This window comes from Actinomycetes bacterium (assembly GCA_035489715.1).
In the GTDB taxonomy this organism is placed as follows: Bacteria; Actinomycetota; Actinomycetes; order JACCUZ01; family JACCUZ01; genus DATHAP01.
Genome location: DATHAP010000177.1, coordinates 1 through 20583 on the forward strand (window position 1 = coordinate 1; position 20583 = coordinate 20583).

A 20583-nucleotide genomic window follows, 5' to 3' on the forward strand; every position below is an offset into this window, starting at 1 on the left:
CGGCCAGCGTCCACCCGAAGGGTGCTGCAGGAACGGCTCGGGCACGCCTCGATCACAGAGACGATGGACACCTACGGACAGCTGTACCCCAGCGGCCTCGACGTCGGCCGGGGAGCCATCGACGATGTCCTCATGGCTCGCGCGGACTATTTGCGCACCGAAGAACGTGATCAACTGCCAAATCCGCAGGTCACAGGAAAGGCGGCGGACGAGTCGGCCTGTAAGCCGGGTTCTGTCGTGCGCCGAAGCGCACGGACGGCCATCCATCTCGGGCTGCCGTTACCGACAGCCTCCTGCGGTCTACCCGGGAGCTAGGGCGGGCCGCCCTTCCTGCCGAGGCAGTCGCTCCCTGTCTGACCTTGCTCCGGGTGGGGTTTGCCGAGCCGCCCGGGTCACCCCGGGCGCTGGTGGTCTCTTACACCGCCGTTTCACCCTTACCGCCGTCGGCCGGAGCCGGCGGCGGCGGTCTGTTCTCTGTGGCACTGTCCCGCGGGTCACCCCGGGTGGGTGTTACCCACCACCCTGCCCTTGTGGAGCCCGGACTTTCCTCGGCAGACGTCTCCGCAGAAACGCCTGACGCGACCGTCCGGCCGGCTCGTCCGCCGTGCCCCACAGCCTAGCGCCTGGCCGCCCGGCAGCCGGCGTCAGACCAGGGCGAACCGCACCGACCGCCGCTGCACGTCCGCCTCGGCCAGCCGCACCCGCACCGCCTCGCCCACCGGAAGCCGTCCCTCGCAGGTCGCCCGCACGGCCGGGTCGGCGAGCTGCACGGTGCCCGACGCACCGTCGCGGCTCACCTCGACGACGACCGCGTCGAACTCCTCACCCTCGCGCCCGTGCAGCACGGCCGCCTCCATCAACGCCACGCACTCGCGCTCGAGCTCGTGCCCGACCCGCCCGGACTCCGACATGGTGGACGGCAGCCCCGGCAGCGCCGACCGCACAAAGCCGGGCACCTCGTCGCCGGCGCACAGGGCGAGACATACCTCGCTGACGTAGCGGTCGACGAGGCGGCGCAGCGGGGCGGTCGCGTGGGCGTACTCCGCGGCGACGGCGGCATGCGTCGCGTGCTCGGGCACGCCGCCGTCGAACGCGGTGTAGCCGGCGCCCCGCAGGAGCGAGGTGGCCTCCTCCAGCAGCGCCGCGTGGCGTGGGTTGGCCGGGTCGAGGTCGTGCACCACCTCGGCGTACGACCGGTCGCGCGGCCAGTCGACACCGAGGGCGCGGGCCGCCCGACGCAGCTGCTCGAGCGACTCGTTCGACGCCTGGGGCAGCGTGCGCAGCACGCCGATCTCCCCGTGCAGCATCAGGTCGGCTGCTGCCATGCCGGTCAGCAGCGACACCTGCTCGTTCCACGACTCGACCGGCAGCGTGGTCCGGTACTCCAGCCGGTAGCGGCCGCCGTCCTCGACGACCTCCTGCTCGGGGATCGGCAGGCTCACGCCGCCGCGCTCGACCTCCAGCGCCATGCGCAGCTTGCCCACCTGGGCGAGCAGCTGCAGCCGCTCGTCGGCCCGCCCGCTGTCCACCAGGTCTTGCACCGCGGCGTAGTCCAGCCGGTCCCGCGAGCGCACCCGGGCCCGCCGCACCTCGACCGCGGTCTGCTCCCCCTGCGGGTCGAGGTCGATGGTCCAGAGCACGGCCGCGCGCACCTCGCCGGGCAGCAGGGACGCGGCGCCCTCGGAGAGCACGGGCGGGTGCAGGGGCGTCCGGGTGTCCGGGCTGTAGTGGGTCTCGCCGCGACGGTGCGCCTCGGCGTCGACCGCACCCCCGGGCCGGACGTACGTCCCGACGTCCGCGATCGCGTACCGCAGCCGGTAGCCGCCGGCCCGACGCTCGAGGTGCATCGCCTGGTCCAGGTCCTCGGAGCCGGGTGGGTCGATCGTCAGGAAGGGCAGGTCGGTCAGGTCCTCCGCCGGCAGCCGGGCCTCGCGGGCCGACTCCTCCGCCTCGGCCAGGACGTCGGCCGGGAAGTCGGCGGCCAGGTCCAGCTCGTCGCGGATCCGCGCGAACCCCGCGCGCAGCTCCCGCCCCCCTGCCTCGTCGCGGACGCGCAGGGCGAGGTGTCGGCGTGGCATGGAAGGCACACTAAACGGGGCAGACTTCGCACCGTGTGGCGATGGCGTCGGCGCGGCGTGACGACTCGCGTCAGCCGAGCGGGTCGACCAGGCCGGAGAAGACCTCGAGCGCGTCGGTGTCGCTCGGCGGCTCGACGAGGTACTGCCGCACCCACTCCTCGCCGTCGGCGTAGCCGCTCCCCCGCACCGCCGCGGCCGCCGCCTCGGTGTCGAAGGCCGTCGCGCGCAGCTGGACGGTGGGTCCCAGCAGCGCCCAGGCCGCTCCCTCGGTGCCGTACGACATGCCGACGCTTCCGGCGTTGACGACGCGCCGCCGGTCGACGAGGCGGTCGAAGGGCATGTGCGTGTGCCCCATGACGACGGTCCTCTCCTCGACGCCCTCGAGCGCCCGTCGCCACACCGGCATCGGGCTGTCGACGAGCACGAAGTCGTCGTCGCGGCGCGGCGTCGCGTGGCAGAAGAGCACCGGCCCGAGGCCGTCGACGTCGAGGGTGACCGTCAGCGGCAGGCCGTCGATCAGCTCGCGGTGCCGCGGCTGCATCAGAGCTGCGGTCGCGATCGCCATCCCGGCGTTGGGGCTCTCGAGCCCGGTCTCGTCGTACGCCGCCAGGAGCTCGCGCTCGCAGTTGCCGTGCACCCACACAGCACGGTCGCCCAGCGACGCCAGCAGGTCGAGCGACTCGACCGGGACCGGACCGAGGGCGATGTCGCCGAGCAGCACGACGCGCTCGGCCGACCGGACGTCCGGCTCGGCGAGGACCGCCTCGAGCGCGACCAGGTTGGCGTGGATGTCGGAGAGGATCGCGACGCGCATGGTGCGATCGTGTCTCAGGTCTCGCCCCGTGTCGCGTCGATGCGCCATGGTTTCGCTGATGGGGGAAGGCCGGGCAGCGCACCTGGCGCTCTCCCTGCTCGTCGCCACGCTGGAGTCAGCCGGCCCTGTCCGGCCACGTCGACCCGCCACCCGCTCGAGCATGACCGGCCGAGCGGACCAGACAGAAGATGCAACGGCGATCAGGTGGCGCGACAACCGATTGTTTAAGGCGTTCGATCGTTTTTCGCGTCCGGTCGGCTGCCGGCTCACCGCCGGCCGTCAGCCAAGCACCGCGTTGAGCCGCGCCGCCTGCCTCGTCAGGTGGTCCCGCTCGGCCGCGCTGGGAGCCTGCCGGGCAGCCGCCGCGTAGAGCCGGGCCGCGCCCACCAGGTCACCGTCCTTCTCGTGCAGATGGGCCTCGACCGCGGTGTGACGGGGCAGCGACGGGTCGAGCTCGGCCAGCGCGGCCAGGCCGGCGCGCGCCCCGTCTGCCTCACCCACCGCGACCGCCTGGTTGAGGCGGGCCACCGGGCTGTCGGTCAGCCGGACCAGCTCGTCGTACCACTCCACGACCTGCACCCAGTCGGTCTCCTCGACCGTCCGGGCGTCGGCGTGCAGCGCGGCGATCGCCGCCTGCGCCTGGAACTCGCCGAGCCGGTCGCGGGCCAGGGCTCCCTGCAGGATCTCGACCCCCTCGGCGACCATCCGGGTGTCCCAGAGGCTGCGGTCCTGCTCGGCCAGCGGAACGAGGCTCCCGTCGGGCCGGCTGCGCGCGGGTCGGCGGGCGTGGTGGAGCAGCATCAGCGCCAGGAGCCCGAGCACCTCCTCGTGCTCGATCCGCGCTGCCAGCTCGCGGGTCAGCCGGATCGCCTCGGCGGCCAGGTCGACGTCGCCGGAGTAGCCCTCGTTGAACACCAGGTAGAGGACGCGCAGCACCGTGGCGACGTCGCCCGCCCGGTCCAGCCGCACGTCCGACACGGTCCGCTTGGCCCGGCTGATGCGCTGCGCCATCGTCGCCTCGGGCACCAGGTAGGCCTGCGCGATCTGCCGGGTGGTCAGGCCACCGACCGCCCGCAACGTGAGCGCCACCGCCGAGGCCGGCGTGAGGGACGGGTGTGCGCACAGGAAGTAGAGCGCGAGCGTGTCGTCCACCGAGGTGACCGGCCCGGGCACCGGCTCCTGCCAGACCCGGGCCTCCCGGTCCAGCCGAGCGGCCTCCGCCCGGACCCCGTCGAGGAACCGGCGCCAGGCCACGGTGACCAGCCAGCCCTTCGGGTCGCGCGGAGGGTCGTCCGGCCAGCTGCGTACGGCCTCGACGAGTGCCTCCTGCACGGCGTCCTCGGCCGCCGCGAAGTCTGCTCCGCGGCGGACGAGGACGCCGATGACGGCAGGCGTGAGAGACCGCAGCAGGGTCTCGTCCACCGCCGACTGCCCGGCCGCTGTCACTCCGTGACGGTCGAGTGCTCGACGAGGAACGGTCGCAGCTCGAGCCACTCGTGGATCGGCTTGCCACCGGCCCCTGGGGCGGCGGACAGCTCGCCGGCCAGCTCGACTGCGCGCTCATAGCTGTCCACGTCGATCACGTACCAGCCGGCGATCAGGTCCTTGGTCTCCGGGAACGGCCCGTCGGTCACCGGTGGCCGCCCTTCCCCGTCGTAGCGGACGAACGTGCCCTCCGGGGAGAGCGCCTGCCCGTCGACGAACTCGCCGGTGCCCTCGAGCCGGGTCGCGAAGTCGTGCATGAACGTCATGTGGGCGGACACCTCCTCGGGGGTCCACTTGTCCATCGGCACGTCGTTGACCGGGGTCGGCGCTCCGCGGTAGTGCTTGAGCAGCAGGTACTTGGCCATCGTGGTCATCTCCCTCGTTGCGTCGCGGCCCATTCTGGCCGCGCTCGACACCGGGGTCGGAGCCGCGGTCGAGTTCTCGACATCCCTGTGCCGCCCACGGCGAAATTTCTCTGGCCGGCCCTCACTAGGCTCGCCACCATGGCGGACCTCACCATCGGCTACGCGGCGATGCTCGAGCAGTTCCATCCCCGGGAGGCCGTCGACCTGACCGTGATGGCCGAGCAGCACGGGTTCTCCGGCTGCATGGCGGCCGACCACTTCCAGCCGTGGGTGCCGCAGCAGGGTCAGTCGTCGTTCGTGTGGAACGTGCTGACCGCGGTCGGCGAACGGACGACCGGCGACCTCGGACCTGGCGTGACGTGCCCATCCTTCCGGTTCCACCCGGCGGTCGTCGCGCAGGCGAGTGCGACCCTCGAGGCGATGTACCCCGGCCGGCACTGGCTCGGCGTCGGCGCCGGCGAGGCGCTCAACGAGCACGTCATCGGCGGCCACTGGCCGGAGGCTGCGGCCCGGTCGACCCGCATGTTCGAGGCGATCGAGGTCATCAAGAAGCTGTTCGACGCCTCGGTCGCCGGCAAGGACGTCAAGCACGAGGGCGAGCACTTCACGCTCGAGACGACCAGGCTCTGGACGATGCCGGAGGCGCCGCCGCCGGTGCTGGTCGCGACGGCCGGGCCGGTCAACGCCAAGCGCACCGGCCGGTTCGCCGACGGCATCATCACGGTGGGCGCCCCGCTGGAGAAGATCGGCGGACTGTTCGACAAGTTCGCCGAGGGCGCGCGCGAGGCCGGCAAGGACCCGGACTCGATGCCGCGGGTGCTGCAGCTGCACCTGTCGTGGGCCGAGACCGACGAGCAGGCGACGGCCAACGCGATGACCGAGTGGCCCAACGGAGGCATGAGGTTCGCCAAGGCCGACATCCGCTCGCCCCACGACTTCGCCGCGATGGCCTCCCTGGTGCGCCCAGAGGACTTCGAGGGCCGGATGGTCATCAGCAGCGACCCGGATGTGCACCGCGCGCACATCCAGAAGTTCGTCGACCTCGGCTTCGACCGGGTCTACCTGCACAACGTCGGGCGCAACCAGGCGGAGTGGATCGAGGTCTTCGGCCGCGACGTGCTGCCCAAGCTGCACCGGTGAGGGCCGCCCGTTGACCGGCCCGCTCGCCGGTGTCCGGGTGCTCGAGCTGCCCTGCGTCGGGCCCGGCCCGTTCGCCACGATGCTGCTCGCCGACCTCGGCGCCGACGTCGTGCGCGTCGACCGGCCGGGCGGTGCGTCGCTCGCCGTCGTGCCGCCGGAGCAGGACCTGCTCGGGCGCGGCAAGCGGTCGGTCGGGCTCGACCTCAAGGACCCCGCGGACGTGGCCCGCTGCCTTGACCTCGCCGGGCGCGCCGACCTGCTCGTCGAGGGCTTCCGCCCGGGGGTCGCCGAGCGCCTCGGCGTCGGCCCGACCGAGTGTCACGCGCGCGCGCCGCGGCTGGTCTACGGCCGGATGACCGGTTGGGGGCAGGAGGGGCCGTACGCCGCGCAGGCCGGGCACGACATCACGTACGTCGCCACCGCGGGTGCACTCGGCGCCCTCGGCCCGGCCGGTGGGCCGCCGACCGTGCCGCTCAACCTGGTGGGCGACTTCGCCGGCGCGCTCTACCTGGTCGCCGGCCTGCTGGCCGCGCTGCACGAGTCGCGCCAGAGCGGCGCCGGCCAGGTCGTCGACGCCGCGATGGTCGACAGCACCGCGCACCTGATGACGGTCTTCCACGGCCTGCTTGCCGGCGGCGCCTGGCTCGACCGGCCGGGTGCGAACCTGCTCGACGGGAGCGCGCCGTTCTACGGCGTCTACCGGACGTCCGACGACCGGTGGCTCGCGGTCGGGCCGCTGGAGCAGCCGTTCTACGACGAGTTCGTCGCCCGGCTCGGGCTGGCCCCCGAAGTCGCCGACCGCTCGGATCCTGCGGTGTGGCCCGACCTGCAAGGCCTGCTTGCGACCGTCATCGGCAGCCGCAGCGAGGCCGACTGGGTGGCGGTGTTCGCGGGCTCCGACGCGTGCGTGGCCCCGGTCGCCTCGCTGGCCGAGGCGCAGCGTGACCCGCACCTTTCCGCCCGCGGCACGTTCGTGGAGCACCACGGGATCGTCCAGCCGGCCCCGGCGCCCCGGTTCAGCCGTACCGTCGCAGAGCTGCACCGCCCGCCGCCGGAGGCGGGCCAGCACACCGACGAGGTCCTCGCCGACTGGCTGCGCACCGACTAGGGCGCCGATCGAAGGCAACCACGGGCGACGGTGCCTGCCCTCGGACAGCGGCTACGGCTACCGGTTCACTCCGGCGCGGGCCGACTTCCCTCCAGGGCCGGCGCCCCGTCCTCGGGCGGCCGGACGATCCGCTCCGCGACCTCCCGCAGCTTGATGTTCATCCGCTGCGACGCCTGGGACAGCATCCTGAACGCTTGCTCGCTGCTGACCTTGTTCTGGGCGCGGAGCATCCCGACCGCCTCACCGATGACCTGTCTGCTGTCGATGGCCCGTCGGAGGTTCTCCTGCTGCTTGGAGGCATCGACCACGACCGCACTCAGTGAGGACAGCAGGAGGCCCAGCATCTGGTCCTGCTGGCTGAACGCATCGGGCCTGGTCGCGTACATGTTGAGGCCGCCCAGGGTGTCGAGCGGGGCGGCGTCCAGGGCCAGGCGGGTGGAGAACATGCTGTGCACCCCGAGGTGCAGGGACAGCCGAGCCGCCGACCGCGGCCAGCGAGGCTCCACGGCAAGGTCCGGCGTGTAGACCCAGTGCTCCTCCATCGCTGCATCCAGGCAAGGGCCCTCGCCCTCTTCGTACTGGATCTGGTCGCCCTCGTCTGCCAGCGCGTCGGTGGCGCCGAAGGTGACGGGGCCGTCGCGGGTGAGCAGGCTGATGCTGGCCGCTTCGCAGCCGGCAATCGCCTGCTGGGCCGTGGAGGTGATCCGCGCCAGGCTGCCGGAGAAGTCGTCGGAGGCGTGCACGTGGCGAGCCAGGGCCGTGAACTCCAGGATCAGGGAGTGCACAGCAGGATCAGACGACTCGTTCGCCCCCATGGCGACGCTCCAGCACTCGAAGGGGAACGTCGACCCTGTGACGGCAGCGAGGTCTGGGCCACCACACGAAAGGCGCTCGGTGTCCACGCACCATACCTCCGTTTGGTGCGATTGATCCGGCCCGCCGAGTTCCAAGCAGGTGGCCCCTGCCAGACTCGCGGACACCCTCAGCCGGTGGTCAGCGGTCTCCTGGCGCCTCGAATCCACGGTCGATCAGTGTCTGGTACGTGGGGTCGGCCTTTGCCGCGTGCTCAGAGCAGGTGGGCCGCGTCATTGAAGCGGCGCAGCGATGCCTGGCCGCTCTCGAACCACTGGATCTCGGTCAGGGTCGCCGGCGACATCTCCATCCGGTAGAGCGCCGACAGCGGTGCCCCCAGGGCGTCCGACACCAGGACCTTGGTCGGGGTCACGTGGGTCACGACCAGCACCACCTGTCGCGGGTGCCGGGCCAGCAGCTGGTCACGGACGCGGGTCACCCGACGACGTACGTCGACGAAGGACTCCCCGCCCGGGGGCTCGATCGCCGGATCGCCAAGCCACCCGGCGAGCTGCTGCGGCCATCCCTCCTGCACCTCCGCGAACGTCAGGCCCTCCCACTCGCCGAACGCGCACTCCCGGAAGCCGTCGACCTCCCGCACGTCCAGCCCAAGCGCATCCGCCACGGCGTCGGCGGTCTGCCGGGTGCGGCGCATCGGTGATGTGACGACCGCGTCGACACCGCCGTCGTGCGCCAGCCGCTCGGCCACGGCCGCCGCCTGGCGCAGGCCCTCGGCCGACAGCTCGGGGTCGTGCCCGCCGGAGCCGCTGAACCGCTTCTCGACCGTGTGCGGGGTCTCGCCGTGGCGCAGCAGCACGGTCGTCGTGGGCGTGCCGAGCTCGCGATCCCAGCCGACCAGGCGGGCCCGCGGCTGGGCGAGCAGCGCGGCGTCGGCGTCCTGCGCCCGCAGCTCGGCCGTGCTCTCCGCCTGCGACCACGCCTCGCCCCGCGCGGCGGCGTCGAGGGCCTCGTTGGCCAGCCGGTCGGCGTGCTTGTTGCGCTCCCGCGGCACCCAGACGTACGTCACGTTCGACGGCGGCAGGAGGTCGCGCGCCCGCAGCGCGAGGTCGCGCATGTCGGGGTGCTTGATCTTCCACCGGCCGGACATCTGCTCGACGACCAGCTTGGAGTCCAGCCGCGCCTCGACCGAGGCCGTCGGGTCCAGCTCGCGGACCGCCTCGAGACCGGCGATCAGCCCGCGGTACTCCGCGACGTTGTTGCTGGCGGTGCCGATGTGCTCGGCGAGCTCGCGCAGCACCGTGCCGGTCGCGTAGTCCTTGACCACCGTGCCGTACGCCGCCGGGCCGGGGTTGCCGCGCGAGCCGCCGTCGGCCTCGACGACGAAGCGGGTCACGGTCGGCCCCGGGGGGTCACAGCGTCAAAGGCCCGACTCGGCGCTGCGCACCAGGATGCGCCGGCACTCCTCGCAGCGCAGCACCTCGTCCTCGGGGGCGTCGCGCAGCCGGCCGATCTCGACGTTGTTGAGCTCCAGCCGGCAGCCCCCGCAGCGCCGCTGCTTCAGCTCGGCCGCGCCTACGCCGCCCTGCTGGGCGCGGATCTTCTCGTAGAGCGTGACCAGACCGTCGTCGATGCCGGAGGCCTGGGTGGCCCGCTGGGCGGTGAGCACCTCCACCTCGGCGTCGATCTCGGCCGTCGCAGCGTCGCGGGCGGCGGTGAGGTCGGTGGCCTCCGCCGCCGCGGCCTCCTGCTGGGCGGTCAGCTCGGCGCCGCGGCTCTGCGCGGACTCCAGCCGCTCCATGACGTCGAGCACGATCTCCTCGAGGTCCCCCTGGCGGCGGGCCAGCGTCGCGATCTCGTGCTGCAGCCCTTCGAGCTCCTTGGGCGAGGACACCTGCCCAGCGTCGAGGCGCTTCTGGTCACGGTCGGCGCGGGCCCGCACCTGGTCGACGTCCCCCTCGGCCTTCTTGAGCTCGCGCTCGAGGTCGCTCCCCTCGGTGCGGACGACCACCAGCTGGTCGCGCAGCGCGTCCTGGCGCTGCGACACGTCGGCGAGCTTGGCGTGCTCGGGCAGCGTGGCGCGCCGGTGGGCCAGCTGGGCGAGGCGGGTGTCCAGGTCCTGGACGTCGAGCAGACGGTGCTGGTCGGCGCTGGGTGCTTTCAGGGCGAGCTCCTCTGGTCGGCCCGGCGGGTCGCCCCGCGTCGGCTCAGACTGACGTCCACGGGTCGGTGACGATCGTCGAGACCCGGGTGTCCACGCTATCCGCCGCTGCCGGGTCGTGCTCGGCCAGGCCCGCGCGCATCACCCGCTCCGCCGATGCCAGCCACGGCCACTCGGTGGCCCAGTGGGCGCAGTCGACGAGCGCCGGTGCGCCGTGCTCGAGCGCCTCCGCGGCCGGGTGGTGGCGCAGATCGGCGGTGACGAACACGTCGGCGCCGCTCGCGCGCACCTCGGCGAACAAGTCGTCGCCCGCGCCCCCGCAGACCGCGACCGACCCCACCAGCCGGTCCGGGTCGCCGCCGACCCGCACCCCGCCCGCGGTGGCCGGCAGCGCCGCCCGCACCTGCGCCACGAAGTCGCGCAGCGGAACCGGACGGGGCAGCCGGCCCACCCGGCCGGTCCCGCGGGCGACCTCCGCCGGCGCCGCGAGTGCGACCAGGTCGAACGCCGGCTCCTCGTAGGGGTGGGCTGCCCGCAGTGCGGCGGTGACCGCAGCCACGGCGGCACCCGGAAGAACCATCTCGAGCCGGGCCTCGGAGACCCGCTCCACCCGCCCGGGCTGGCCCACACTCGGCCGCGTCCCGGCTCCGCCACGGAAGGTGCCGGTGCCGTCGGTCGTCCAGGCGCAGCGGTCGTAGCCGCCGATCCGCCCGGCGCCCGCCGCGGCCAGGGCGTCGACCAGCCGGTCGGCGTCGGCGGGCGGCACGAACGTCACAAGCTTGTACGCCGCCGCCGGTGCCGCCCTGCGCAGCGGCCGGGTGTCCACCAGGCCGAGCACGTCGGCCAGGGCGTCCGACACCCCGGGGACGGCAACGTCGGCATTGGTGTGCGCGACGTACAGCGCGACACCGGCGCGGACCAGCGAGGTCACCGCCCGCCCCTTCGGGGTGGTGGTCGCGACGCCGTGCACCCCGCGGAGCAGCAGCGGGTGGTGCGTGACGAGCAGGTCGGCCGACCAGGTGACCGCCTCGTCGACCACGGCCGGCGCCGGGTCGACGGCGAGCAGCACCCGCCGCAGCGGCTGGTGGAGATCGCCGGTGACCAGCCCCACCGCGTCCCAGGACTCGGCCCACCTCGGGTCGTACGCGCTCTCGAGGACCTCGACCGCGTCCCCGACGGTCAGGGGCACGCGGGCCTCACGCCCTCGCCCGGACCTGGAACGGTCGCAGCCAGTCGGACTTGGTCTCGCCGTCGATACGCAGCTGCCACGCGTAGCGCCCGGTCGCCAGCGGCACCGGCGGCACGCTGACCGCGAAGGCGAAGTCGATGTCGCTCCCGGCCGGGACGCCTTCGGGGCGGCCCACCTCGAAGCGGCCCTCGACCCGCACCCCGCGACCGTCGGTCCCCGCGCCCACCGGGTGGCCGTCGGTGTCGACGAGCAGGATCTCGAACTCGTGCGCCTGGCTGGCCGCGCTCCACGGCACGTCCAGCTTGATGGCGAGCGCCATCGGCGGCACGTCCGGCCCGGTGATCGACCAGCCGCCGCCCAGGACGTAGAGCTTGCCGTTGACCTCCTGCGCCGCGTCGGCGAGCAGCATCGTCACGCGCATGCGTGGCATCGTGCCATGCGCCGGGGGTCAGTCCGAGGTGTCGGCCAGGTCCGCCAGCACCTTGCCGGCCGGCGGCATCTGCTCGATCTCGGACCGGAGCCGCTCGGCCGCGGCCCGGAACGTCGCGTCGCCGAGCAGCCGGCCGAGCGCCTCCGCGACCGCGTCGCTGGTCACCTCGTCGGGCTGCAGCGCCAGCGCGGCCCCGGTGGGCATCAGCGCGTCGGTGTTGAACGGCTGGTCCGTCCCCTGCGGCAGGCAGAGCTGCGGCAGCCCGTGGCGCAGGGCGCCGAGCATGGTGCCGGCGCCGGCGTGGGACACGACAGCGGTGCAGTGCGGGAGCAGGGCGGCCTGTGGAAGGTACGGCGCGGTGCGCACCGAGCCCGGCAGCGTGCCCAGCGCCGACCCGTCGAGTCCGGGGCCTGTCGTGACGACGAGGTTCACGTCGTGCGCCGTGCAGCCCTCGACGACGTCGCGGAAGACGTGCGCCGCCTGGTTCATGATCGTGCCCAGGGTGACGTAGACCGTTCGATCGTGCGGCAGCCCGTCCAGCTCCACCGCAGGGTCGTCGTCGAGAACTTCGCCGGCCGATGGCTTCAGCGGGCGCATGTCGGTCCACGGCTCGGGCTGCGCGCCGCGGAGGCCCGGCGGGCACACGTCGAGGTAGGGCGCCGCGAGCACCGGCTCGGCCGGGTCCGGCAGGCCGGCCTCGGCCACGACGGACCCGATCCCGGCCGCGAACACCGACGAGCCGGGCACCGTCGGCCCGTAGCCATGTGTGACGTGCGGCACGCCGTGCACGATCGCAGCGGTCGGTGAGCCGAGCTCGAGGGTGTCGTGCAGCACCAGGTCCGGCCGCCAGGTCTGCACCAGTTCCGCGACGTCGCGAGCCCGGTCGGCCGCCCCGGCGCCGAAGAGGTGCTTGGCCGCGAAGACCGGCTGCTCCTCGGGCGGCATCTCACTGACCGCGCGCTCGCCCGGCATCCGGGCGTACGACTCGGCGAGCGTCACGCCGGACACGTGGTGCCGGATCCCCAGCCGGCCCAGCAGGCCTGCCATGTCCGACCCGCTGCTCACCATGACGTCGTGACCGGCCGCCTGTGCGGCGCGGATCATCGGCAGCATGGGCAGCAGGTGGCCGTACGCCGGCCAGGACCCGACCAGCACCTTCACGCCTGGCCCCTCGGGGACCTGCTGGCACTCCTCGACCTGATCATGCTCCCGATGGTGCCCCGGCCGGCCCGCGGCGTCCACGACGTGCCTGGAGATGATCCGGTCCATGGACCGCCCAACCCCGGGCTGCGCCATATTCGCCCCAGTGCTCCTGCTCAGGGAAGAGACCGGAACTGGTACAGGACTGCTTGTCCTCCTGTTTCTCTCGCTGGGAGGCTTGGTCGCCTCGAGCGAAGACCGCTGAGGTGGTGCGGCCAGCCCACCCAGCGCGGCCGCCGGGTCCTTGCTGTCCACCACAGCGCCGCACAGCCACCCGCCCCTCGACCGGTAGTGGGCTGCTCACGCTGTGTCGTGGACGCCGCGCGAGAGCACCAGCGGCTCTCAGCAGGGGCGTGCTCCCACGTTTCTGCTCCGTCCTCACGGACACATTGCCGGCGGTAAGGAAGGTTCACACGGGGGAGAGACAACCTTCGTGGCGTGACTGGATTGGTGGCATTTCGACATGAGGGAGATCGGCGTCCCGTCGCTTCCACACGAGCGGTTTCGCTCGGTGTTGGCTGCAGAGCCCTGTTCGCGCTTCGGCAACGGGCTGGAGCGAGCTTGCGGGCAGCTCGAAGGCCGCACCCTGTGGCACGTCAACTCGACCGCGCAGGGAGGTGGGGTCGCCGAGATGTTGCATACGGTCCTTGGCTATCTGGCCGGCGCAGGCATTCGTACGAGATGGCAGGTGATCGAGGGCGACGACGAGTTCTTCGAGGTCACCAAGCGGATTCACAACCTGCTGCACGGTGAGGCGGGTGATGGCGGCGAGCTTGGCCAGCGCGAACGTGTCGTGTACGAGCGAAACATGGCCGCGGCCGCGCAGGAGCTCAGGCCGCTGGTGAACGCCGGAGATGTCGTCGTTCTCCACGACCCGCAGACGGCCGGTCTCGCGCAGCCCCTGATAGGGGCAGGTGCGCATGTGATCTGGAGCTGCCACGTCGGGGCGGACCAGCCGAATGACTTGGTCCGCTCGGCCTGGCACTTCCTGTCTGGCTGCGTCGCGCATGCTCACCGCACCGTGTTCTCCCGGCCGGCGTACGCCTGGGAGGGACTCGACCCAGCGCGGGTCGCGGTGATCCCGCCCTGTATCGACGCGTTCTCGCCGAAGAACCAGTCGCTGCACCCCGAGGTCGCAGAGTCGATCCTGAAGGCAGCCAATGTTCTGCCCGGCCGACCCCAACGAGAGCCGACCTTCTACCGCCAGCAAGGCGCACCTGCACGGGTCCAGCGCCGCGCGCAGGTGACCGAGGACGCGCCGCTGCCGACCGACGCGTCGCTCGTGACGCAGATCTCACGCTGGGATCGCCTCAAGGACCCGATCGGCGTCCTGCGGGGCTTCGTCGAGCACGTCCCGGAGGAGCTCGAGGCGCACCTCGTCCTGGCAGGACCCACGGCGGACGCTGTGCGTGACGACCCCGAAGGCGCTGAGGTGCTCGACCAGGTCCGCGCCGAGTGGGGACGGCTGCCCCGTAGCGCCCGCCAGCGCGTGCATCTCGTATGCATCCCCATGGAGGACCTCGAGGAGAACGGCGCAGTGGTCAACGCCCTGCAGCGGCATGCCGACGTCGTGGTGCAGAAGAGCTTGGCGGAAGGATTCGGCCTCACGGTTGCGGAGGCCATGTGGAAGAGCCGTCCTGTGGTCGGCAGCCGGGTCGGCGGAATCCAAGACCAGGTGACGCACGGGGTGACAGGCCTACTCGTCGACGACCCCAGCGACTTGAGGGCCTTCGGCTGCGAGCTGAGCTCGCTGCTAGAGGATCGCCAGTGCGCCGAAGAGATGGGTGAGCGAGCGCACGAGCGAGTCCGTGATCGGTACCTCACCTCGAGCCATCTGCTCGACTACCTGTCCCTCATCGGTGACGTGCTCCAAGGGCACGGCAGCACGCCCGAGGCGGCGCCACGAGCGGTTCCGGTGGGCGCAGACGGACTCGAACCGCCGACCCCCTCCTTGTAAGTCGCGCCAGGAGGTCATTGCGGTTCATTGTGGTACGACGCACCCCGGCCCACCTGAGGTTTCTCCCCTCACTAGTCCGTCATGGTTCGCCGCGATTCGCTGCCGCCGTTAGCAAGGCGTTAGCAAGCTCAGCTGTGCGGGACAAGCACGAGGTTTGGCCTTGGCCTCCGCCGGCGCAGGCGGAGGCCGTCGTCGCTCTCGTTACCGAGCCAGAGCATCGGTGCCCGGTCGCGGATGTGCTGCCGCAGGTAGATCTCGACGTACTCGGCGCGGTAGGTCTCGTCGCTCCAGCTTGAGAGCCGGCTCGAGAATGACGTTCGGACGCAAGCTCGTCGACTTGGCGCAGGAGGCGTCGAGCGCAAGCTAGCGAGCACAATGCAGAGGTCCGGTCGTCGAGCGCACGGCGGCCGGGCCTCTGCCGTTTCCGGTTGGGCAGCCGCGGGAAATGACCTCACGTACTAACCCCCTGCCGACCGGAGAAGCAGCCATGCCGTACGAGCCTCCCTCTGGATGGGTCGAGGCGCTCCTCACCGAGGACGATGCGCCGGCACGCTCCCGCTTCCACACCAGCCAGGAATGCTCCATGATCGGCGATCCCCAGCGGCTAACGGCTGTCGACAAGCCCTATGCGGCGACCCGCTGCTCACGGTGCTCTGCCCTATGAGCGCCCGGTGGGAGAAGCCGTCGAGAGGTCGCGTAGGGCAACCGTTTCGCTACGGCGAACTCGGGAGATGTTCTAACGGCGGAGCGATCCTTCCCGGATGGGGGACGGGAAGGCTCACGCGCGCGCCTGCGCCGCCGCTCGGGGATGAGTGACGCGGGCGCTTACAGAGGGTGCGCCCGGTCGTCAGTCGGCGGCCGGGCCTCTTCTGTGGAAAGGTAAGGCTCTGACGGGGACGGATGAACGACTTGAGTAGTGGTGGCAGGGCCTTACGACTGAGGAACGTGCACAAGTTCTCGACGCGGATCTACACGAGCCGCTCCACCGGGACCTGCTCGAGCTCGTGCTGCGCGCGAAGGTCTTCGCACCGGCGATCGGCAGGTACTGGGTGCAGTCGACCGCGGACATGACATGGCACCCGACCGACAAGGTGCGCGAGTTTGTCGAGGAGAAGCGCGGGGCTGACCTCTGCTAGCCCCCCGCTGGTAGGCCAGCCCTACCGCTGCTCCGGCACCAACGTCACCAGGTCGACGAGCACGGCGACGACCTCGGCGATCGACGCGCAGTCGGCCACCAGGTAGTTGCCATGCTTCACTCGCAGCATCTCCCGCGGCGGCCGGCTCAGCGAGTTCCACACGATGATCCGCTCGACCCGGTAGCCGTCCGGGGTGACCATCACGTCCACGGCGGGCAGCCTACGGCCCCCCGACCTTGCGGTTTACCGACCCTTTACCCGGGAACACGGGGGGCCGGAGGTCTTACCGCGATGATATTCGCCGCCCTGCTATTGCCCTTGGCTCTCATCGGATTACTCCTAGGCATGGAGCGGCTCGAGCGGTGGACGGTGCGTCAGTCCCAACCGCGCCGACGGCCGCCCCCTCCGTCGCGCTGACGTCGCTCCCTTTTACCCCGACACCCGCGCCGCCGACCATCCCCCGTCCGGCGGCGCGGGGCCCTAGTCCATCACCTGGCTACCCTCGCTTCATGCCGCCCCAGCACGGCGCCACGCGCTACACGGACTACGGCTGTCGCTGCGAGGTGTGTCGGGAGGCCCACGCCGATCGTCACCGCGTGCTCCGCACCCGGCGGGCGGCCGCTGGGCCGGAGGACAACCCCGCACCCAAGCACGGGGCCCGATCGACGTACGTCAACCACGGCTGCCGCTGCGAGCCGTGCCTCGAAGCGCAGCGCGAAGCGAACCGGCGACGACCCAGCCGGCTCAGCGCGGCTCGTGACGCCCCCACGCCGGGCCGTCTGGCACGGCGCATCGGCGGTTATGACCCTTGCCCCCTCGCCGGTCTGAGAGCAGAGTGACTGTTGTCCGGTGTTGATGTCGAGGGGGCGTCACACCTGGAAGGGGAGCGGCTGGTAGCGCAATCTGGCCGTGGAGCGAGGACTGGCGATCCGGGGGAAGGGGTCGCCAGGTCCTCGCTTCTGTGTTGTGCGGCCCGCCAGCGTCGAGGGGGGGTTCGACGCGACGGGCCTGGCCACGCTCGCCTGGGGGAGCGGGATGCGCGGTTGCTGCCAACCTGCGCGCGGGTGAGGCCCGCGGTCAACGCAACTCGCCGAGGAACCTCTCGACGCCGGCCATGAGCCCACCCGGCGAGCCCCGGCTCACACCCCCTCCTGCGTGAAGCTGGAGCTCTGCTACGCCTTATCGAGGGGCTTTCTACTGCGCGTTGGGTTGCATCCGGCGTCTGCGTGGGCCGACCGCCCATGACTGGGTTCTGGCATTGTGCGAAGTCCTTGTGCAGCAGTTCACGCGCCGCCCTCCCTGGAGGCGCGATCTGCACGGGGTCCCCGCGGCGATCCGGTGCAAACCGCCCGATTCGCCGCAATCGGGTGTAGCCTTCGAAGCACAAGGGCGCCTTTCGTGTGGTGGCTGGAATCAGCCTCCCGTCACAGGCTCGACGTCTACCTCCCGCGAGAAATGACGTCGCCTGATGCCCAACCCCGGTTCTGCGCAGCCCACCCCTTCTCTGATCGAGGCGTTCAGCGAGATCGCCCAGCACGTGCAGGCCTCCGAGAACCCCGAGGACAGCATGGAGCGGATCACCCAGACGGCGGTGGACGCCGTCCACGGCTGCGACTCCGCCAGCCTGAGCCTGCTCACCCCCGATGGTCCGACCACCCGGGCGGCGACCGACCGGGTGGCCCGTGACGGTGACCAGATCCAGTACGACCTGGGCGAAGGCCCCTGCTTGGACGCCGCGATGCACGAGCGGTGGGTATACGTGCCCGACATGCGCGAGGACCCGCGCTGGCCGGCGTCCAGCATCCGGCTAGCCGAGGAGGTCGGCGTCGGGAGCATGGTCAGCTGCCGGCTCACCCTGGACGCCGCCCCGAACCACACCCTGCGCGGGATGAACCTGTACTCCACGGTGGAGGACGGCTTCACCGGCGAGGACCAGATGCGGGCCATCCTGCTAGCCTCCCTCGGTGCCGTGGTGGTCGACGCCTCCCAGCAGCAGGCGCACCTGCGCGCCGCTATCGAGTCCCGGCAGGTCATCGGCGAGGCCATCGGCATCATCAAGTCCCAGCACCCGCAGGTGAGCAGTGACGAGGCGTTCGCGATCCTGGCCAAGGCCTCCCAGCGGATGAATATCAAGCTCCGCGACCTAGCCCGACGCATCACCGAGGGCGACCAAGTGGCCGCGCCCGGCTCGAAGCCGCTGGCCCGTCCCAAGTCACCACCCCCCAGCACGCTTTCGGGCGTCCGGGCGCCGAGTAAGCGGTAGAGGCGGCGGCTCAGGATGGCGGGCCGTCGCATCGGCCCCGGCCCTTCGCGGGGGTTCGCTGAGGCGGGGCAAGCAACGAGCCGCCGAAGCGCCGTCACCGCCCAGAACCCGCGGGACGGTGAGGATCCTGAACCGAGACGGCGCGGTGGGTAAGTGCCCATACCGAGCACCCGCTCGGCGGCTGACACGACCGAGCGGAACGGCACTACCGACCGGTACGCGCCGAGGCATGATGCCGTTGTCCTTACCGGAGAGGCCGGACCAAATGATCACTACCAGGGGCCCTCGGCTGCGGCTACGCGGCGACGGCCAGCGGCTGCGACTTCATATAAGCACTAGGCACGGCGGAGACCCACTCGACCTGGTGCGTGAGTGTTGTCGAGCCAGTCTGGCGATCGAGAAGGCCATGGGCGAGGCCATCGCATCGGCTCAGTCTTCGGGCCGAGGCTGGCGCGAGATCGCCGCCGCGCTCGGTGCGTCGGGCGACACGACGACGAAACGGGATGTCATCGACGCCCGACTCATGCAGCAACGGTCCCTATGGCAGCGGTTCTGGCCGGACGGCAGCCGATGACCGTGACGCTGTTCTACTTCGATGGCTGCCCGCATTGGATGACCATGGATGAGCGGCTGAAAGCCGTGCTGCGCCGCATTGGGCGTGAAGACGCGGTCGAGCGGCGACGGGTGGAGACCATCGAGGACGCCCAGGCAGTCGGGTTCACTGGCTCACCAATGATCCTGCTGAATGGCAGTGACCCCTTCGGTGACCTTACAACTCCGGCCAGTCTTTCCTGCCGGATGTACCAGACACCGGATGGACCCGCCGGGTCGCCGACGCTCGACCAGCTCGTCGAGGTACTGCGATGAACATCGTCAAGCGTCTGTTGGCGCGGTCATTGGGCCTGTACCTGCTGTTCGCCGTGATAGGGCGCTTCGTGGAGCGCATAGGAGCGGTCGAGTGCGGTTGCCGCCCGGACTGCTGGTGCAAGCGCCCGGTTCTGAAGCATGTTCCGGTGGGTCTTTCATCGTGGTCACCGCTGACGGGCCATCTGCCGTTCGGTAAGTGCCGCTACCGCGCAACTACGCGGCGCCTGGCGCGCCAACGAACGGAACCGGCAGCAAGGATGGCTCTGCTGCTCTCGACCGGCGGTCCGGTGGGGTGGCAGCGTGCGGGGTGAGTGCCCTGGCCGGGTCTGACTCGAGATTCCGGCTGACGCCTTCGGGTTGTCTTGATAATGATCCGTCGGCCCGGTCTGGTCGCTCACCCGACACCGACCGGACGGGCGGAGTGACCTACTAGGAGCCTGCCGAAACCAGGCCCGTTGCTGTCTTGTCCGCCGTCCCGGCCGGCGCGGTGTCAACCGTTCCCGGCGAAGGGTGGAGGCTGACATGGCAACGATGGCAAGGATCACCGGCGGTGTCGATACGCATCTGGATGTGCATGTGGCGGCGGCGCTCAACGACGTCGGAGGAGTGCTGGGAACGGCGTCGTTCCCGACCACGACTGCGGGCTACCGCCAGTTGCTGGGGTGGCTGTCCTGGTTCGGTGAGATCACCCTGGTTGGTGTCGAAGGGACCGGTAGCTACGGAGCCGGGCTGTCCCGGTTCCTGCACTCCCGCCACGTCGGGGTGGTCGAGGTCGACCGACCCAACCGCCAGACGCGGCGCCTGGCGGGTAAGTCCGATCCGATCGACGCGATCAGCGCGGCCCGCGCCGCGTTGGGTGGGACCGCGAACGGCGCTGCCAAGACCCGCGACGGCAACGTGGAATCCCTGCGAGTGCTGCGGGTTGCGATGCTCAGTGCCCGCAAGGCCCGGACCCAGGCGATCAACCAGATCCACTCGTTGGTCTGCACCGCGCCCGACGAGCTGCGCGACAAGCTCCGCCACCTGCCCACCGTGGACCTGATCCGGGTCTGCGCTTCCCTGCGGCCCCCAGCCAGCACCGACGTCGCGGCCGTCACCAAGACCACGCTGCGAGCGTTGGCTCGTCGAGTGCACCACCTCGACGAGGAGGCCGCCGACCTCCAGGCGCTGATCCGGCCTCTGGTCTCAACAACCGCACCCGAGCTGCTCGCGCACCACGGTGTCGGCCCCGACACCGCAGCCGCGCTGCTCATCGCGGCCGGCGACAACCCCAGCAGACTTCGCAGCGAAGCGACCTTCGCCCGGCTCTGCGGCGCCGCACCCATCCCAGCGACCAGCGGCAAGACCCAGAACCGTCACCGCCTGCACCGCGGCGGCGACCGACAAGCGAACTCCGCACTCTGGCGCATCGCCCTGACCCGGATGTCCAACGACCCCGACACCCGCGCCTACGTCACGCGACGCACCCAGCAGGGCCTGTCCAAGCGAGAAGTCATGCGCTGCCTCAAGCGCTACATCGCCCGCGAGCTCTACGCCGACCTACCCCAGCAAATGTTGGCTTGACGGCCCTAGGAGCATCA

The 20583-nt window shown here is 71.5% G+C and carries 18 protein-coding genes, 1 tRNA gene and 1 other RNA gene; 7 read left to right on the top strand and 13 right to left on the bottom strand.

Going from position 1 to position 20583, the window contains the following annotated elements:
* Nucleotides 1-205 precede the first annotated feature (205 nt).
* The 5 genes from rnpB to VK640_14365 all read right to left on the bottom strand — a co-directional run bounded on the left by rnpB (nt 206) and on the right by VK640_14365 (nt 4742).
* Nucleotides 206-598: RNase P RNA component class A (gene rnpB / locus VK640_14345), an RNA gene on the bottom strand.
* Nucleotides 599-644: 46 nt separating this feature from the next.
* Nucleotides 645-2078, bottom strand: a complete 1434-nt coding sequence (locus VK640_14350) for an RNB domain-containing ribonuclease (protein HTE74362.1) — start codon at nt 2076-2078, stop codon at nt 645-647.
* A 70-nt stretch (nt 2079-2148) separates the two neighbouring features.
* Nucleotides 2149-2892 carry a metallophosphoesterase family protein gene (locus VK640_14355; protein HTE74363.1) on the bottom strand — a complete coding sequence of 248 codons (744 nt, stop codon included), beginning with the start codon at nt 2890-2892 and terminating at the stop codon, nt 2149-2151.
* A 279-nt stretch (nt 2893-3171) separates the two neighbouring features.
* The gene (locus VK640_14360; GenBank protein ID HTE74364.1) at nt 3172-4314 is read right to left on the bottom strand and encodes a DUF6596 domain-containing protein; all 1143 of its coding nucleotides are present in this window, start codon (nt 4312-4314) and stop codon (nt 3172-3174) included.
* Nucleotides 4315-4334: 20 nt separating this feature from the next.
* A complete protein-coding gene (locus VK640_14365) occupies nt 4335-4742 on the bottom strand; it encodes a YciI family protein (GenBank protein ID HTE74365.1) in 408 nt (135 codons plus the stop codon).
* A gap of 138 nt (nt 4743-4880) precedes the next feature.
* On the opposite strand from VK640_14365, the gene VK640_14370 reads away from it, so the two are divergent.
* Together VK640_14370 and VK640_14375 are read left to right on the top strand one after the other, a co-directional pair.
* Nucleotides 4881-5882: a TIGR03557 family F420-dependent LLM class oxidoreductase gene (locus VK640_14370; protein ID HTE74366.1), complete on the top strand. Its 1002-nt coding sequence runs from the start codon at nt 4881-4883 to the stop codon at nt 5880-5882.
* A gap of 10 nt (nt 5883-5892) precedes the next feature.
* On the top strand, nt 5893-6990 hold the full coding sequence (locus tag VK640_14375; protein ID HTE74367.1) for a CaiB/BaiF CoA-transferase family protein: 1098 nt from the start codon (nt 5893-5895) through the stop codon (nt 6988-6990).
* A 65-nt stretch (nt 6991-7055) separates the two neighbouring features.
* On the opposite strand, the gene VK640_14380 is transcribed toward VK640_14375, so the two are convergent.
* From VK640_14380 to VK640_14405, 6 genes are all read right to left on the bottom strand, one after another.
* Nucleotides 7056-7940, bottom strand: a complete 885-nt coding sequence (locus VK640_14380; GenBank protein ID HTE74368.1) for a GAF and ANTAR domain-containing protein — start codon at nt 7938-7940, stop codon at nt 7056-7058.
* Between the two features lie 116 nt (nt 7941-8056).
* Entirely contained in the window at nt 8057-9196 is a 1140-nt protein-coding gene (locus tag VK640_14385; protein HTE74369.1) for a bifunctional RNase H/acid phosphatase, read from the bottom strand.
* Nucleotides 9197-9220: 24 nt separating this feature from the next.
* Entirely contained in the window at nt 9221-9847 is a 627-nt protein-coding gene (locus VK640_14390) for a C4-type zinc ribbon domain-containing protein (GenBank protein HTE74370.1), read from the bottom strand.
* Nucleotides 9848-10007: 160 nt separating this feature from the next.
* Nucleotides 10008-11150, bottom strand: a complete 1143-nt coding sequence (locus tag VK640_14395) for a Nif3-like dinuclear metal center hexameric protein (protein HTE74371.1) — start codon at nt 11148-11150, stop codon at nt 10008-10010.
* A 7-nt stretch (nt 11151-11157) separates the two neighbouring features.
* Nucleotides 11158-11571: a hypothetical protein gene (locus tag VK640_14400; protein ID HTE74372.1), complete on the bottom strand. Its 414-nt coding sequence runs from the start codon at nt 11569-11571 to the stop codon at nt 11158-11160.
* Between the two features lie 27 nt (nt 11572-11598).
* The gene (locus VK640_14405; protein ID HTE74373.1) at nt 11599-12741 is read right to left on the bottom strand and encodes a glycosyltransferase; all 1143 of its coding nucleotides are present in this window, start codon (nt 12739-12741) and stop codon (nt 11599-11601) included.
* A gap of 502 nt (nt 12742-13243) precedes the next feature.
* Between VK640_14405 and VK640_14410 the strand changes: the two genes are divergently transcribed.
* Nucleotides 13244-14737: a glycosyltransferase gene (locus tag VK640_14410; GenBank protein ID HTE74374.1), complete on the top strand. Its 1494-nt coding sequence runs from the start codon at nt 13244-13246 to the stop codon at nt 14735-14737.
* Here VK640_14410 and VK640_14415 read toward each other — a convergent pair.
* Nucleotides 14697-14782, bottom strand: a tRNA-OTHER gene (locus VK640_14415). The two genes, VK640_14410 and VK640_14415, sit on opposite strands and share 41 nt — an antisense overlap.
* 1112 nt (nt 14783-15894) lie before the next feature.
* Nucleotides 15895-16083 (bottom strand): hypothetical protein, encoded by a 189-nt coding sequence (locus VK640_14420; GenBank protein ID HTE74375.1) that lies wholly within the window; start codon nt 16081-16083, stop codon nt 15895-15897.
* A 1258-nt stretch (nt 16084-17341) separates the two neighbouring features.
* Between VK640_14420 and VK640_14425 the strand changes: the two genes are divergently transcribed.
* From VK640_14425 to VK640_14440, 4 genes are all read left to right on the top strand, one after another.
* Nucleotides 17342-18136: a GAF and ANTAR domain-containing protein gene (locus VK640_14425; protein HTE74376.1), complete on the top strand. Its 795-nt coding sequence runs from the start codon at nt 17342-17344 to the stop codon at nt 18134-18136.
* A gap of 406 nt (nt 18137-18542) precedes the next feature.
* Nucleotides 18543-18710: a hypothetical protein gene (locus VK640_14430; GenBank protein ID HTE74377.1), complete on the top strand. Its 168-nt coding sequence runs from the start codon at nt 18543-18545 to the stop codon at nt 18708-18710.
* Nucleotides 18707-19003 (top strand): thioredoxin family protein, encoded by a 297-nt coding sequence (locus VK640_14435; GenBank protein ID HTE74378.1) that lies wholly within the window; start codon nt 18707-18709, stop codon nt 19001-19003. The genes VK640_14430 and VK640_14435 overlap by 4 nt, the downstream gene beginning before the upstream one ends.
* Nucleotides 19004-19525: 522 nt before the next feature.
* Nucleotides 19526-20566: an IS110 family transposase gene (locus VK640_14440; protein ID HTE74379.1), complete on the top strand. Its 1041-nt coding sequence runs from the start codon at nt 19526-19528 to the stop codon at nt 20564-20566.
* Nucleotides 20567-20583: the final 17 nt, after the last annotated feature.

What these genes read in the sequence shown, in the direction of transcription:
- VK640_14350 (HTE74362.1), bottom strand. Translation starts at nt 2,078, where the DNA reads ATGCCACGCCGACACCTCGCCCTGCGCGTCCGCGACGAGGCAGGGGGG.
- VK640_14355 (HTE74363.1), bottom strand. Translation starts at nt 2,892, where the DNA reads ATGCGCGTCGCGATCCTCTCCGACATCCACGCCAACCTGGTCGCGCTC.
- VK640_14365 (HTE74365.1), bottom strand. Translation starts at nt 4,742, where the DNA reads ATGGCCAAGTACCTGCTGCTCAAGCACTACCGCGGAGCGCCGACCCCG.
- VK640_14370 (HTE74366.1), top strand. Translation starts at nt 4,881, where the DNA reads ATGGCGGACCTCACCATCGGCTACGCGGCGATGCTCGAGCAGTTCCAT.
- VK640_14400 (HTE74372.1), bottom strand. Translation starts at nt 11,571, where the DNA reads ATGCGCGTGACGATGCTGCTCGCCGACGCGGCGCAGGAGGTCAACGGC.
- VK640_14410 (HTE74374.1), top strand. Translation starts at nt 13,244, where the DNA reads ATGAGGGAGATCGGCGTCCCGTCGCTTCCACACGAGCGGTTTCGCTCG.
- VK640_14425 (HTE74376.1), top strand. Translation starts at nt 17,342, where the DNA reads ATGCCCAACCCCGGTTCTGCGCAGCCCACCCCTTCTCTGATCGAGGCG.
- VK640_14430 (HTE74377.1), top strand. Translation starts at nt 18,543, where the DNA reads ATGGGCGAGGCCATCGCATCGGCTCAGTCTTCGGGCCGAGGCTGGCGC.
- VK640_14435 (HTE74378.1), top strand. Translation starts at nt 18,707, where the DNA reads ATGACCGTGACGCTGTTCTACTTCGATGGCTGCCCGCATTGGATGACC.
- VK640_14440 (HTE74379.1), top strand. Translation starts at nt 19,526, where the DNA reads ATGGCAACGATGGCAAGGATCACCGGCGGTGTCGATACGCATCTGGAT.